At 42.2% G+C, this 14,821-nt stretch carries 12 protein-coding genes; 4 read left to right on the top strand and 8 right to left on the bottom strand.

The features are described from left to right. Positions 1-103 precede the first annotated feature (103 nt). The 3 genes from kdgD (at position 104) to RMB03_RS08550 (ending at position 3,587) form a co-directional block, all read left to right on the top strand. On the top strand, positions 104-1,015 hold the full coding sequence (gene kdgD, locus RMB03_RS08560) for a 5-dehydro-4-deoxyglucarate dehydratase (protein WP_017391618.1): 912 nt from the start codon (positions 104-106) through the stop codon (positions 1,013-1,015). Between the two features lie 30 nt (positions 1,016-1,045). Beyond that, complete coding sequence (locus tag RMB03_RS08555) at positions 1,046-2,632, top strand: aldehyde dehydrogenase (NADP(+)) (RefSeq protein ID WP_311075348.1); 1,587 nt, start codon at positions 1,046-1,048, stop codon at positions 2,630-2,632. Between the two features lie 241 nt (positions 2,633-2,873). Next, positions 2,874-3,587, top strand: a complete 714-nt coding sequence (locus RMB03_RS08550; protein WP_005042034.1) for a FadR/GntR family transcriptional regulator — start codon at positions 2,874-2,876, stop codon at positions 3,585-3,587. A gap of 73 nt (positions 3,588-3,660) precedes the next feature. Here RMB03_RS08550 and RMB03_RS08545 read toward each other — a convergent pair whose 3' ends face one another. The 8 genes from RMB03_RS08545 to RMB03_RS08510 all read right to left on the bottom strand — a co-directional run bounded on the left by RMB03_RS08545 (position 3,661) and on the right by RMB03_RS08510 (position 13,313). Further along, complete coding sequence (locus RMB03_RS08545) at positions 3,661-5,412, bottom strand: tannase/feruloyl esterase family alpha/beta hydrolase (RefSeq protein WP_311075346.1); 1,752 nt, start codon at positions 5,410-5,412, stop codon at positions 3,661-3,663. A 33-nt stretch (positions 5,413-5,445) separates the two neighbouring features. Next, positions 5,446-5,835 carry a PaaI family thioesterase gene (locus RMB03_RS08540; protein ID WP_311075343.1) on the bottom strand — a complete coding sequence of 130 codons (390 nt, stop codon included), beginning with the start codon at positions 5,833-5,835 and terminating at the stop codon, positions 5,446-5,448. A gap of 40 nt (positions 5,836-5,875) precedes the next feature. Continuing rightward, entirely contained in the window at positions 5,876-6,412 is a 537-nt protein-coding gene (locus tag RMB03_RS08535; RefSeq protein ID WP_311075341.1) for a DUF3237 domain-containing protein, read from the bottom strand. Between the two features lie 57 nt (positions 6,413-6,469). Continuing rightward, complete coding sequence (locus RMB03_RS08530) at positions 6,470-7,720, bottom strand: OprD family porin (RefSeq protein WP_311075339.1); 1,251 nt, start codon at positions 7,718-7,720, stop codon at positions 6,470-6,472. A gap of 81 nt (positions 7,721-7,801) precedes the next feature. Next, positions 7,802-8,941: an acyl-CoA dehydrogenase family protein gene (locus RMB03_RS08525; protein ID WP_311075337.1), complete on the bottom strand. Its 1,140-nt coding sequence runs from the start codon at positions 8,939-8,941 to the stop codon at positions 7,802-7,804. Between the two features lie 75 nt (positions 8,942-9,016). Then, the gene (locus RMB03_RS08520) at positions 9,017-10,903 is read right to left on the bottom strand and encodes a feruloyl-CoA synthase (RefSeq protein WP_311075335.1); all 1,887 of its coding nucleotides are present in this window, start codon (positions 10,901-10,903) and stop codon (positions 9,017-9,019) included. Positions 10,904-10,984: 81 nt separating this feature from the next. Further along, a complete protein-coding gene (locus RMB03_RS08515; RefSeq protein ID WP_311075333.1) occupies positions 10,985-12,436 on the bottom strand; it encodes an aldehyde dehydrogenase in 1,452 nt (483 codons plus the stop codon). Positions 12,437-12,473: 37 nt separating this feature from the next. After that, the gene (locus RMB03_RS08510) at positions 12,474-13,313 is read right to left on the bottom strand and encodes a p-hydroxycinnamoyl CoA hydratase/lyase (protein WP_171058526.1); all 840 of its coding nucleotides are present in this window, start codon (positions 13,311-13,313) and stop codon (positions 12,474-12,476) included. Positions 13,314-13,561: 248 nt separating this feature from the next. Between RMB03_RS08510 and mhpT the strand changes: the two genes are divergently transcribed. Continuing rightward, positions 13,562-14,794, top strand: a complete 1,233-nt coding sequence (gene mhpT / locus RMB03_RS08505) for a 3-(3-hydroxy-phenyl)propionate transporter MhpT (protein ID WP_311075331.1) — start codon at positions 13,562-13,564, stop codon at positions 14,792-14,794. Positions 14,795-14,821: the final 27 nt, after the last annotated feature.

The following is a 14,821-nucleotide window of genomic DNA, read 5'->3' as shown; positions in this document are numbered from 1 at the left end:
AGCTCTTTAAAAATTTTCAGTTTTCATTGAGAAAATGTATTGATAAAAATAAAACTTGTGATGTAAGATGTCTGACAACATAAACACGTATGGATATTTGCTAATGGATGCTCTTGAGTTAAAAAACATTGTTTCTGATGGTCTTCTTTCTTTTCCAGTGACTGACTTTGACCAAAATGGGGACTTCAACAAATCTTCTTATGCAAAACGTCTTGAATGGCTAGCGCCTTATGGGGCAAGTGCTTTATTTGCTGCGGGTGGTACGGGTGAGTTTTTCTCGTTAACTGGAGATGAATACTCGGAAGTGATTAAGACCGCTGTAGACACTTGCAAAGGTAGCGTACCTATTATTGCTGGGGCAGGCGGTCCGACACGACAAGCGATTGCACAAGCGAAAGAAGCAGAACGCTTAGGTGCACACGGTATTTTGTTAATGCCGCATTACTTAACTGAAGCAAGCCAAGAAGGTTTGATCGAACATGTCAAGCAAGTATGTAACTCAGTAGACTTTGGCGTAATTTTTTATAACCGTAGCGTATCAAGATTAAATCTGGATTCGATTCAGAAATTAACTGAGATGTGCCCAAACTTAATTGGCTTTAAGGATAGCTCTGGTCAAATCGACATGATGACTGCGGTAACGCAAACCATTGGTGATCGTTTGTCATATTTAGGTGGCCTGCCGACAGCAGAGGTTTTTGCAGCACCATATAAAGCCTTAGGTTGTCCAGTTTATTCATCGGCTGTATTTAACTTTATTCCAAAGACTGCAATGGAGTTTTATAACGCGCTTCGCAGTGATGACTTTGCAACGACGAATCGTTTAATTAAAGATTTCTTCTTGCCGCTTATTAAAATTCGTGACCGTAAATCAGGGTATGCGGTAAGCATGATTAAAGCAGGTGCCAAAATTGTTGGGCATGATGCAGGTCCTGTACGTCCACCATTGAGCGATTTAACTCAAGCAGACTATGACGATTTAGCTGCCTTAATCGCAACCTTAGGTCCGCAATAATTTTATGTATTCAGGCATTGGAGACGAAACATGAGTAAAAATAATGGTCAGCAGTTTATTAATGGGCAACGTATTGCTGCAAATGCACCAAGCATAGAAAGTGTAGGTGCAAAAGACTATCAACCAACAGGTTATGTATTTAGTCAGGCAACGCTTGAAGAAGTGGATCAAGCTGCTCAAGCTGCACATAATGCTTTTTTAGTTTATAGCCAAACATCTCAAGAGCAACGTGCCTCTTTTCTTGAAGAAATTGCTCGTCAAATTGAAGCATTAGGCGCGAACTTACAAGAAGTGGCTTCACTTGAAACAGGTTTGCCACTTGCCCGACTTCAAGGCGAAACAGGCCGTGTTACTGGTCAATTAAGACTATTTGCGGAACTTTTACGACGTGGTGATTTTTACGGTGCCCGCATAGATGTTGCATTGCCAGAACGTAAGCCTTTGCCGCGTGTTGATCTTCGCCAGTACAAAGTTGGGGTAGGTCCGGTTGCTGTTTTTGGCGCAAGTAATTTCCCGCTTGCATTTTCAACCGCCGGCGGTGATACCGTAGCTGCTTTAGCAGCAGGCTGTCCGGTTGTGTTCAAAGCACATTCAGGCCATATGGCAACCGCTGAGCTTGTAGCAGAAGCCATTGAAAAAGCAATTGAAGTTTGCGATATGCCTAAAGGCACATTCAACATGATTTTTGGATCTCGTGTTGGTGCAAACTTAGTAGAACATCCACTGATTCAAGCAGCTGGTTTTACAGGTTCTCTTGAAGGTGGAATGGCGCTTTATAACCTTGCGCAGAGCCGTCCTCAGCCGATTCCATTCTTTGCGGAAATGTCGAGTGTTAATCCGGTTGTTGTGTTGCCCGAAGCCCTTACATCACGTGGTGAACAAATTGCTCAAGAAACGGTTGCTTCATTTAATATGGGATGTGGTCAGTTCTGTACAAAACCAGGACTCATTTTAGGTGTACAAGGTCCTGAGTTTGATCGTTTTGTAGCAGCTTTAAGTGAAACTACGCAAAAATCTGTACCTCAAGTCATGCTAAACGAAGGTACTTTAAAAAGCTATCGACAAGGAATTGATGCATTAACTGGCGAATCTGGTTTTGAAGTGATTGCAATGGGGCAGGAACCTGAGCTAGTTTCTCAAGCAAAAGCACACTTATTTAAAGCAGACCAATCTGTTTTATTATCGGGCAACCCGAAACTTCAACATGAAGTGTTTGGACCGATGTCGATTGTGATTGGTGTAGAAGATGAGGCAACCTTATTAAAAGGAATTGACGCTTTAGGTGGCCAGCTTACTGCAACCATTATTGGTGATGACGCTGAATTATCTCAAGCAGGTGAGCTTCTTCATTTGTTAACAGGCAAAGCGGGTCGTGTATTGTTTAATGGCTTCCCGACAGGAGTTGAAGTGTCTGATGCTATGGTGCATGGTGGCCCTTTCCCTGCAACCAGTGATGCACGCGGAACTTCGGTAGGTACGGGAGCAATTGAGCGTTTCTTGCGTCCAGTATGTTTCCAAAATACGCCACAAGTTTTATTACCCGATGCCTTAAAAGATAGTAATCCATTACAGATTACTCGTCTGGTCAATGGGCAGTTAAGTCAGGCTCAAATTTAAAAATTGTGCAGCTCAATCAAGGGTATTGGGCTGCATATTTTTTAACTTATTCAACGAATTATTAAATATTCAAATAAGTACAAGTTGCTTACTTTTTAAATATGTGTGAATGTTTGATAATTGAGATAAAATATTTTGATTTTAATAACTTAGGGGTATAAAAACCGAATATGACTATCGTCTAAGTTTATAGTAAAATGAATTTTCTAATTTTTTCAACATTTCATGAGTTCTTCAGATTATGTCTAGTGCAATTAAACCTAGATCAACAAAAAAACTAAGCCAGATTATTGTAGAACAACTGATCGAAAAAATTCAGTCTGGAGACTTCCAAGTCGGAGAGAAGATTCCGACCGAACTTGAATTAATTGAAACTTTTGAAGTAAGCCGTTCTGTCATTCGTGAAGCAATCACTGAGTTGCGTTCTTTAGGGTTTGTAGAGACTCGTCACGGGATTGGTACTTTTGTCAAAGAGCAGACTGTGGAACAGAATTTTTTGCTCTCTAATGCCAGTTTAGAAACCATTAACGATATTGTTTCTTTATTGGAGCTTAGGATTAGCCTTGAGTCTGAAGCTGTCTTTTTAGCATCAGAGCGTCGTAAGCAAATCCATATCGATAAAATGAAGGCAGCGCTTGAAGACTTTGAGCGACATATTTCTTCAGATGCAAATGATGGCACGGTAAAAGCAGATTATGATTTTCATATTGCGATTGCTGAAGCTTCTGAAAATCAATATTTCGTTGATTTTTTAAAGTACCTTGGTGAAAAAATTATTCCGCGTGCACGCTTAAAATCTATTGAGCAAAGCCCAGAAAACCGTGAAGAGTATTTAAAAGCGGTTCACCATGATCATGTCAATATTTATAACGCAATTGTTGATCAAGATGGTTTGTTGGCTCGACAAATGATGCGTGCTCATCTGTCTAAAAGTATTAAAAAGTTTAAGCAGTAAAGCTTGAGCTAAGATTAAGTTGAGTGAGATAAAAAGAGAGCCTATGTAAGCTCTCTTTTTATCTTATAGGGTGTTATTTACAGCTAAAGTTTTCAGCTTTTTCGCTATCACCCTGACCATTGTAACGAGCGATCAGTGGGTAAGGGCAAAGTGGACGAGTACGGTCTGGTGCCCAGTCTTGCGGAAGTTCAGTATTCACTTGACCACTTGGATTACCTGCGCCGCGTGCAGTCGCAATGATTTTGTCAGGCGCTTGCCCATATTCCACCCAGTTGACTAAAGTAGTCAATGCGTCAAATTGGTCGGTCGCAATGCCATCACGGGTATGGTTCATGCCTGGAACTCTAAAGAAACGTGCAAATTCAGGCGCTGTACCTTTTGCATCATTTTTATAGTGTTGTAGCAGTTGATCGTACCAATTTTGGGTGTCATCCACAGAGAAAACGCCGTCTGCTGTACCTTGTACCACAATCATTTTTCCACCGTGATTACGGAGTTTATCCAAGTTCAATTCATCGGGCGGCATCATGAAGGACATCGAACTTTCGGTGTATACATCATTGGTCGCCGATAGTTTTAGATAATCAGTATCAAAATTATAGTTAAAAGCAAACTGTCTAGAGTTTTGAACTACAGTTGGGTCTGGTGGAACCTGAAAAAGAATACCGACAGCAACTGGGTCACGCGCTGTTCCAACCGAAGATTCAAATTTCCAGCTTGCCCAGTTACTGCCGACTAAACCTGGGTCGAAAGGTTGGGTTGCATAGAGGGCTTGTCCAGCCGAATTTACAGGGCCACGGTAAATGTTGGCTAGTACATCAATTTGTTCGGTACTTAAACAGGTGCCATCTCTTGTGCTTGAACAAACGGGTACGTCTTTGTGAATATCAAATGCAGTACGGCAAGCCTCAACATCTTGAACCAGCCCATCTGCAACACCGTCTAGAGCATCGCATCGATCTAAAATCGCTTTTGCTAATACTTTGCGCTCTGAAAGGGTAAGAGCGGTACTTAAGTCATTTTCATCGGTTGCGACACGACGAAGCTGCTGTGCTGTGTAAAGTTGAGCTGCGGCTGCACGAGGTAAATGAAAACCGGGTGTACTTGCTAGAATTCCATCATATTGGTCGCCTAAACGGGTTGCGGCAATCATGGCGTGGCGTCCGCCATTTGAAGTGCCGCCTGCATAGGAGCGGTCTGGCAATTTACCATATGCTGTTTTAATTAGATTTTTTGCCATAGGCGTGAGTTTGGTAATCGCACCATAGCCGTAGTTGATTCTGGCTTGAGGGTCTAAACCAAACATTGGATTTTGTGAGGCATTATGTCCAGCATCGGAAGAAATAACAGCAAAACCATCATGAAGGGCATTGGTAAGTGGACCGCCGCTGCCGACCTGACCCGTTGCAGGAATTAAATTACCATCGGTTCCGCCATTGCCTTGATAGAGAAAACGGCCGTTCCAATCAACAGGTAAGCGCATTTCAAAACCAATTTGATAGGTTTGTCCATCGACAGGGCCTACACGTTGGTCCATATAACCTTTGACCAAACAATGAGCCCCAATTGGTTTGTTGGCTACAGTCAATGTGCCTGCCTCTTGAAGAGTGGCTGAGCTAATGACGGTATTGTTGTATTGAAATCCGAGTAAGTCTGAACAGCTTCCTGTCATTTTTACGCCCACAGCAGGAGACAACTGAGGCGGTTTCGTTGTTGAGAGAGTAGTTGTGTCATCACTATCACTTCCACAGCCTGCCAAAGAACCAAGCATGGCAAGTACTAAAGCGGAGTGGGTCAAAATTCGTTTATTGTTGGTGTAATTCATTTATTCATATCCTTATTGAATGAATGTTTGCAATTAATCTAAAACCAGAAAATTAGCTGTGCTTCGTGCAATCATTTTGTTGTTTTGCCAAGCTTCACTTTCGATATTCAGTACAGTTTTGCCTTGTTTAATGAATCGGCATTTTGTAATGACTTCGCCCACAGCACAGGGTCTTAAAAAGTCCATGGTTAAGTTGATGGTGGTGGCGGGTTTATGGTTATTGGCAAGAAATGCAAAAAGTCCCATCACGTCGTCAAGCATGGCGCAGATCATGCCGCCTTCAACGGTGCCGCGTGGATTGGTAAAGCTTTCTAGCGCCGTGTAGTGGATGGCGAGCTCAGTGTTTTTTTCATTCCAATGGATATTGTGTCCACCCAAATGGTGATGGATTGGTGGTAAATGTTCTAAAGTTTTTTGATCCATAATGAAGGGTCCATCCTTTTTGTAGGTGTTATAAAAATTATTATTTCAGGGTATAGGCATCATAAATAACTGCTTTACCCAAACGCATTGCACTACCTACCGCAACGGTCTGGTTAAGCCAGGCATATTTAGGTGAGCTGGTTTCAAACTGCATGGTAATTTTGAAATAGTAATTTTTTGGGTCGACATCTTTGCCTTGAGCAAGCTGTTTTAGTGTTTCTGCCGAGCCATGGCGGTAACCTTTGGTTTGAAGGTAAATAAGCGCACCATCATCGGTTTCTAACAAATATCGTGTATCAATAATGGCTAGTCCTTTACTGTCAACGATTTGCCAATCTGCGCCATTATTTAAAATGCGCCCTTTAAGTGATTTGCCTTCGAATGACCCTCCTGTAATAGGAATAATTCGGCGTTTACCAGCATCACTGGTTGTGCCTAATTCCCAAACAGGCGCATTTAAATCAACACTAAATTTTGCTAAAGGCTCAAGCTGAATAGGTGGTGGGTTATATTGCGTTTCGGCATGAGTCAGGGCAATCAGACTCATTCCACAGAGTAGCGTTACAACTTTCTTCATGATGAATTTCCCGAAATAAAAAGAGGTTCTATGTGTAACTGAACCTCTTGTTTTGAATTATTTAAATTTCCATGTGTAATCAATGTTGATACGGGTTTCATTTACAGGCTTGATGTTGGCAGTGGAGAGCATGTTGTTGTCATACATTGCATAGCGCGCGCGTAACCCTAGATTTTTTAACCAGCCACTTTGAACGGTGTAGCCTAAATCAAAGTCTGTTTCGCGTTCTTTTAGATTAGTTCCACCTAAGTTAGGTGCATAAATATTGTGACCTGTGGTGTAACGGGTCATGAAACGTAAACCCGGTACATAATCTTTAAAGTCATATTCATAACGGAAGCTATAGGCTTTTTCTTTTGGGTTTAAAAACTCGCCCGGCCATGTATCAATTAACAGGCCTGTTTCACCGCCGGTCAAATACGGAAAGGCAGTGTCGCCGTGATGTTGGAAGGTTCCAAAAATAAACTTATGGTTTTGATGTTTTAACTCAAAGTGAGCATGATAAAGATCATTATCGACTAAACCAGCCTTCGCTTGTCCGTCATCACGGCTGCGGTAGTAGCGTAACTGCGAGCTCAGATTAGTAGTGTCATTAATTTTGTGTTGGTGTAAGGCACCGACCATGGTCTGGTTATAAAGATCATCAACATCCATATAGAACGCTGTGAGCTTGATTGTTGGATCAAGCTGATAGTTCCCACCTAAATAATACAGTCCGTCAGTTTCGGCACTTTTAAACCGTCCATTCACTCCTGAAATTTTAATTTTTTCATAGTTAGTTGAATCACGATGATTCACTTTATCGAGATAGGCTGCCTGTAAGTCAAAATCTTTAATATCTTTACTGGTCAGTGAAATTCCTCGATAAGTTTGAGGTAACAAGCGAGCAGGCGAAGCTACTAAAACAGGGTTCATCGGCATTAGTGTGCCTATGCGCAGCTCTGTCTGGCTCATTTTAGCTTTTGCTGTTACACCAATTTCGCCATATGAGTCGGCAGGCTCATTGGTGCGAGTGTCTCTGGGTAAGTTTCCTGTACCTCCATGCTCGGCATCGGCATCGAGTTTAAAGCCTGCCGTTGCAAGCACATCCAGCCCAAAACCGACAGTCCCTTCGGTATAACCTGAATTGGCTTTAAGAATAAACCCTTGTGTCCAGTCCTTGGCAGCAGGGTAGGCAGATTGCTCTTGGTAGTCGCGGTCAAAATAGAAATTTCGTGTGGTGAGTTCTACTGAACTGTTATCAATAAAATTGCCAGCCCACACTGAACCAGAGAGCATAAGGGTAGAGTACATCCATAATTTCGACATAGCATTTCTTCCTGAAATATCATTTTTTGTTTTCAACAAGGCATGGTTGTTCTGTCTGCCTTATTTGGTTTTTAAATCGAATTATTTTCCGAGCAGTTCTCGGGCAACGATTTCTTTCATAATTTCATTGGTTCCCCCATAAATTTTTTGTACCCGTGCATCCACAAAAAAGCGTGAAATCGGGTATTCCTGCATGTAACCGTAGCCACCAAAAAGCTGAAGTAATTGATCAATCACTTCGCATTGGACATCGGTGATAAAGCATTTCAGTGCGGCAACTTGAGTGACACTTAACTGGTGTTGTTGATACAGCGCTGCACATTGGTCTACAAAAGCTTGGGCGGCTTTCGCTTTGATTTGTGCATTCGCGAGCACAAACCGTGTGTTTTGCATTTGGCTTAAAGGTTGTCCGAAAGCTTTACGCTCCAGCACATAGTCTTTGGTCAGTTCGATGGCGCCTAAAATTGACCCCAAAGCCATCATGGAAATACTTAAACGTTCACGCGGTAACTCTTGCATTAAATAGGCAAAGCCTTGTCCTTCTTCACCTAAACGCTGGGTTGCAGGAACATACACATCATCAAAAAAAAGTTCGGCAGTATCTTGAGCGTGTAGTCCGATTTTTTGTAAAGAGCGGCCTTTTTTAACACCGTTTAAAGCGGCATCGACTAGAAAAATTGAAATACCTTTTGCTTTGGCTTGAGGATTGGTTTTAGCCACAAGAACGATCAGGTCGGCGTGCAAACCATTTGAGATAAATGTTTTTGAACCATTTACACGATAGTAATCATTTTCTAAAACGGCTTGAGTTCGTATGGCCTGTAAGTCTGAGCCTGCATTGGCTTCGGTCATCGCAATTGCGGTGACAACTTCACCTGTCACCATTTTCGGTAACCAATAGCGTTTTTGTTCTTCGGAACCAATATTTTGCAAGTAAGGAGAAACCAGCTCACTTTGCCCACCAATGGCAACTGCCAAAGATGCAAAGCCAGCTTGAGCAGTTTCTTGAACTAGCATGAGAGAATAATGAACAGGAGCGCCATAGCCGCCATATTCTTCGGGCACATCTACGCACAAAAAGCCATTTTCCCCAAGACGAAGCCATAGATCACGTGGGATTAGGCCATCGTGTTCCCACTGTTCGTAATACGGAGCGACCTGTTCTTTTAAGAACCTGCGGTAACTGTCTCGAAATAGTTCAAATTCTGTATCGTGTGGCATGTTGAACCTTTTTTTAGGCAAAAGTGGGGCTATAGCTCAAACCGAAGTTTGAGCTTCCTTTTTTATTTCAACTGTTTATTGCTTTAAGGTAGGTACCCGAATAATGAGTGGGTTGTCGCCCTGCTTTTGATAAAGCTCATCAATTAAGGCAGCACGACGTTTAGTAATATTGCTTTGATTGAGATTGCCTTTATCGGTCACTTCTCCAGCATCGAGCTGAGGCGGTTCGGTCATTAAATAAAGCATTGAGACTGTATTTGAACTGCCAGTCGCATCTTTATTAAATGTCGTTAAAAATTGGCGGAACCATTGCTGAACTTTAGGATGCTGTAATATCTCTGTTGCAGAATGCTCGCCAAGCTTAAGGCCTGCGTATTGAGCACAAGTTTCTAATTTTGGAAAAATCAGAAAGCCAACAGCATTCAGGTTTGAACCTGTAATACAGACATCTTGAACCAGTAAATTACCTTGAATAAGCACTTTGTTGCGTAGTGTGCCGACATTGACGAAAGTGCCTGTATTGAGTTTAAAGTCTTCGGCAATGCGTCCGTCGTACATGAGGCCTTTGGTTGGATCATTGATGTCGACTAAACGAACAGCATCACCTGTGTGGAAAAAGCCTTCATCATCAAAAACTGTGCTTTGCTGGTCCGCCTTTAAGCGCCAATAGCCTTTCATGACATGTTTGCCACGAACGCAAAACTCAAGTTTGTCACCACATGGCACTAGCTTAATTTCGCATCCCGGAGCAGGGTAGCCAATAAAGCCAGCCATCACGCGTGGACCAGTTGTAAAAGCGCAAGATGGTGCAGTTTCAGTCATACCCAATCCGCTCATAATGCGAATTTTTTCTCCACAATGTTGCTGAGCAATTTTATCGAGCCTGTTCCAGCCCGCTTCTGAAAGTGCTGCACCTGCAAAGAATAAAATTTTAACTTTGGCAAAAAAGCGCTCTCTTAATTCTTCATCTTTTTCTAAAGCTTCGGTCAGTTCTTCCCAACCTTTTGGCACATTTAAATAAACTGTTGGAGAAATTTCTTTGAGATTACGAATGGTTTCGTCAAATTTTCCCTGAACAGGCTTGCCGTCATCAATGTATATCGTACCGCCGTTATAGAGCGCGATGCCGACATTGTGACTGCCGCCAAACGTGTGGTGCCAAGACAACCAGTCAAGAAGAACAGGAGGAGTCTCTTCAAACTCAGGGAAAGTCTGCAATAGCATTTGCTGATTAACACACAACATTAAATGTGTGGTCGGTACAGCTTTAGGCAATTTGGTTGAACCTGATGTAAATAGGAATTTAGCAATCTGGTTTTCATCAAGGGTTTGGTAAAACTCTTGAACATTTGAAACAGGCGTATCTAACAGAGATTGAAAAGACGTGCAGATCTGATCGCCCACAATACCTTTGTTGGTCACCACTTCAATGTCGGATGTAATACATGCCTGAATGGCTTTGGCAAATGCTTGACCATCACTGGCATAGACCAATCCAGGTGTGAGCACTTCAAACACATGTTTGAGTTTGCCAAAGTCTTGAGAAATAAGAGAGTAGGCAGGGGAAATAGCAGAGAAAGGCACACCCGCCAGCATAGCACCCATAGAGAGTGTTAAATGTTCAAGATCATTACCACTTAAAATGACTAAAGGTCTTTCTTGGCTTAACTTACGTTCATGTAAAGCCTGAGCAATATGCCATGCGCGTTGTAAAACTTCTGCATAACTTAGTTTGACCCACTCACCTTGAGCATTGCGTTTTGCTGCAAAAATATGGTCTGGTTTGGTTTGTGCAAAATGAATTAACCGATCTGTCAGTTTTTGTGGATACGGTTTTAATTGCTCTTTTGGGCTGATATAGAGCGTGTCATCTTTATGGTGATAATGAATATCATGTTGCCCTAATTTTACGAACCGTTCGCGGTCTTGTGATTGAGTGGCATTCATTTGCATTTCTTTCACTCCATGGAAAGCGCATCACTGCGCTTTATTTTTTGCATCATGCAATTTTTATTTAATATGTCGTTGTTCGCATTAATCCGACTAAATCGGGTAATGGCGTGATGGGGTCTGAATGGTGATCCAGCGTAGTTCGGTAAATTCACCAATAGAGGCTTTACTACCAAATCGTCCGTAACCACTCGATTTTGTACCACCAAATGGCATTTGAGCTTCGTCATGCACGGTTGCGCCGTTAATATGACAAATACCCGAATCAATCTGTTTAGCCACTTCCAATGCCTGCAAAATATTCTGGCTAAACACTGCCGAAGAAAGACCGAACTCGCTGTCATTTGCCAGTGCTACACCTTCTTCAACGGTTGTAAAACGTTGAACTGTGCAGACAGGCCCAAACGATTCTTCGCGGTAAAGCAGCATGTCAGGTTTAATATTGAGTACCAGCGTCGGTTGCATGGTGGTGTCTTCAATATGAATACCTAAAGGTAAGTCGGCACCTTTGTTTTGGGCATCTTCAAGTAAATGCTGAATACGGTTTGCGGCACGGCGACTTTCTAAAACACCGAGTGCATTTTCTTTCGAGGTTGGGTTGCCCGCCTGAATGGAACGTGTTTTCTCAATGAGCTTTTCAATAAACTGGTCGGCAATATTGTCTTGAACCAAAACACGTTCGGTCGACATACAGATTTGCCCCTGATTAAAGAATGCTCCAAAAGCAACTGCATTTACGGCTTCATTAATGTCGGCCTCGTTTAAAACCACAACAGGGGCTTTGCCACCCAATTCGAGTAAAACAGGTTTTAAATATTTAGCAGCAGTCTCGGCAATAATTTTTCCGACTTTGGTTGAACCGGTAAAATTAATGCGCTTCACAGCTGGATGAGACACTAAGCGCTCCACGATTTGTGGTGCATCTTCAGCGGCATGCGTAATCACATTCACGACACCTTCACCTAGACCCGCTTCATGTAACACTTCACCAATGAGACGATGTGTTGCTGGGCAGGCTTCCGATGCTTTTAACACCACTGTGTTGCCACAAGCCAATGGCATGGCAAGCGCACGTGTTGCCAAAATGACAGGTGCATTCCAAGGTGCGATCCCTACAATCACACCGCAAGGAACTCGTACACCCATCGCAAGATTGCCCGGCACATCTGACGGAATCAGGCTTCCGTCAATTTGCGTGGTCATTGCTGCTGCTTCACGTAACATGTTGGCAGCAAGGTGAACGTTAAACCCATACCATGTGGCAGTTGAACCTGTTTCTTGCATTCCAGTTTCAATGAATTGCTCGGTTTTTTGGTCCATTAAATCGGCTGCTTTTAACAAACGTAAACGGCGTTCGGTAGGTGAGAGCTTCGACCATACTTTAAAAGCTTGTTGTGCCGATTCGATTGCACGATCAACATCGTCCAAAGTTGCAGCAGCGGCTTTGCTTGCCACTGATCCATCAATGGGGCTAATACGCTCAAAAGTTGCCTGATTTGATGCATCAACAGATTGACCGTGAATTAGTAACTGTACATTTTGCATGGGTTGTGTCCTTACATTGCCATTAAAGAATCAAAAGTTAACCAGTACGTTTATAGCTCTGTAAACCCGGTTTAATTGATTTTTCATCTAAAAATTGTTTCAAACCTTCTTGGCGACCATTTTCAGTATCACGATGGATACATTGATCTAACTTGGCATATAAGTAATCTTCGTTTTGATCCCATGTCAGTTCACGGCAACGTTTAAAGCCATTTTTAGCAGTACGAAGCACTACAGGGTTTTTCTCAAGTAAGCAATTTGCAAGCTCAGTCACTTCTGCTTTTAGCTGTTCAAGTGGTACGCTTTTATTTACCAGCCCCATGGTTTCGGCTTCTTTACCACTAAAGGTTTTACCCGTCATGATGTAATACAAAGATGCACGGTGGCCCACAGTATCTGCCATTGCTTTGCTTACAAGGTTACCCGGTGGGATACCCCAGTTAATTTCAGATAAACCAAAGGTTGCTTCATCTGCTGCAATTGCAAGATCACATGCTACTAATGGAGAGAAACCGCCTCCGAAACACCAGCCGTTAACCATTGCAATAGTTGGTTTTGAATACATACGAAGAAGTTGCCACTGCCAACGACATGAGTCACGGCGAATACGTTCTTGATAAATTTCAGGCTGAGTGTCGACTTCGCGGAAATATTCCTTTAAGTCCATGCCAGCTGTCCAAGAGTCACCCGCACCAGTTAACACTAAAACACGTGCATTTTGATCAAGTTCTATGGCTTCAAGCACATCAATCATTTCACGATTGAGTGTAGGACTCATGGCATTTTTCTTTTCTGGGCGATTTAGTGTGACCCAAGCAATTCCATCTTCAACTTTAACATCTACGGTTTCCCAGCGATTTTCATAAGTCATCTTCATACTCCTTGAATGATTTTGTGATGTTCTGAGATTTAATTTAATATCAGTTAAACTTACATTCAAGTCTTTTTTCTAAAATTTAATAATTATTTTATAATTGCATGTATTTTAAATAAAAATTAATTTAATAAATAATTTTATATAAAAATATGTTGATTTTTTAGTAAGTTTAACTGATATTTTTGGTGTGTTTAAACAACAATACACAAAGGGCTAAATGGAACGACTAGTCAATAAAGGACAACACAATGGAAAAGATATTAGGACAGTCTGCAAGAGCAAAGATTACGTTACTGCTTTGTTTTGCAATCGCAATTTTTGAAGGTTTTGATCTTCAATCAATGGGGGTAGCCGCTCCACGAATGCGGGCTGAGTTTATGTTGGATAATGGCCAGATGGCATGGGCATTTAGTGCTGCAATTTTAGGAACACTACCGGGTGCCATATTAGGCGGCAGATTTGCAGATATTGTCGGGCGTAAGAAAATTCTGATTTTTAGTATTCTGCTTTTTGGAATTATGTCTTTGCTAACAGCATATGCTGCTAACTTCAGTTTGCTGTTACTCATCCGTTTTTGTACCGGTTTAGGAATGGGTGGGGCACTCCCGATGATGATTACACTTGCCTCTGAAGCTGTGCCTGACCAGCACAAGGGCAAAGCGGTAAGTATCATGTATAGCGGCATTCCTTTTGGTGGATTACTGACTTCTGTGGTTGCCATGTCGTTGGCGGGTGATGCAGAGTGGCGTCATATTTTCTATATTGGTGGGATTGCGCCTATTTTGTTAATTCCACTCATCATGCGCTTTTTACCTGAGTCAAATGATTACCTGCAACGTAAAGTTCAAGCGCAGAAAACCACACCATTCTTTGAAGTTTTATTTGCTAAAGAACGCCGCATGTCGACCATTCAGCTTTGGGTGAGTTTCTTCTGTACCTTAGTGGTGCTGTACTTCTTGTTAAACTGGTTGCCGTTATTGATGGGTGCGCAAGGCTTATCGAAGCTACAAGCAAACTATGTACAGATGGGCTACAACGTTGGTGGAATTTTGGGTTCAATCTTAATGGGTGTATTGCTTGATAAGTTACGCATGAGTTTTGTGATTAAGCTGATTTATCTAGGCATTTTATTCTCACTTTGTTGCTTGGCAATTTCTCCAACCGTTGCATTACTGGCACTTTCGGCAGTGGGCTGTGGTTTATTCATTGTGGGCGGACAATCGGCATTGTACGGTCTGGCAGCAATGTATTATCCAACCGAAATGCGTGGAACTGGAGTTGGTGCAGCGGTTGCAATTGGGCGTATTGGTTCTTTTGCTGGACCTTTAATGGCTGGTTTTTTACTCTCACTTGGACAAAGCCCGACCATTGTGATTGGTTCAAGCATTCCTGTGATCTTAATTGCAGCGATCTCTGCATTACTTCTTGTCAAAAAACCTAAACAGCCTGTACATTTAGTACAAAGCTCAGGTGCTCGCTAAGTTTTAACGAAAGTATGGGGTGACTAT

The organism is Acinetobacter sp. V91_7 (genome assembly GCF_031799075.1).
In the GTDB taxonomy this organism is placed as follows: Bacteria; Pseudomonadota; Gammaproteobacteria; order Pseudomonadales; family Moraxellaceae; genus Acinetobacter; species Acinetobacter calcoaceticus.
This window is presented reverse-complemented; position numbering and strand designations above follow the sequence as displayed.

Coding starts and splice junctions, on each gene's coding strand:
- kdgD (WP_017391618.1), top strand. CDS start 104: ATGGATGCTCTTGAGTTAAAAAACATTGTTTCTGATGGTCTTCTTTCT.
- RMB03_RS08555 (WP_311075348.1), top strand. CDS start 1,046: ATGAGTAAAAATAATGGTCAGCAGTTTATTAATGGGCAACGTATTGCT.
- RMB03_RS08550 (WP_005042034.1), top strand. CDS start 2,874: ATGTCTAGTGCAATTAAACCTAGATCAACAAAAAAACTAAGCCAGATT.
- RMB03_RS08545 (WP_311075346.1), bottom strand. CDS start 5,412: ATGAATTACACCAACAATAAACGAATTTTGACCCACTCCGCTTTAGTA.
- RMB03_RS08540 (WP_311075343.1), bottom strand. CDS start 5,835: ATGGATCAAAAAACTTTAGAACATTTACCACCAATCCATCACCATTTG.
- RMB03_RS08535 (WP_311075341.1), bottom strand. CDS start 6,412: ATGAAGAAAGTTGTAACGCTACTCTGTGGAATGAGTCTGATTGCCCTG.
- RMB03_RS08530 (WP_311075339.1), bottom strand. CDS start 7,720: ATGTCGAAATTATGGATGTACTCTACCCTTATGCTCTCTGGTTCAGTG.
- RMB03_RS08525 (WP_311075337.1), bottom strand. CDS start 8,941: ATGCCACACGATACAGAATTTGAACTATTTCGAGACAGTTACCGCAGG.
- RMB03_RS08515 (WP_311075333.1), bottom strand. CDS start 12,436: ATGCAAAATGTACAGTTACTAATTCACGGTCAATCTGTTGATGCATCA.
- RMB03_RS08510 (WP_171058526.1), bottom strand. CDS start 13,313: ATGAAGATGACTTATGAAAATCGCTGGGAAACCGTAGATGTTAAAGTT.
- mhpT (WP_311075331.1), top strand. CDS start 13,562: ATGGAAAAGATATTAGGACAGTCTGCAAGAGCAAAGATTACGTTACTG.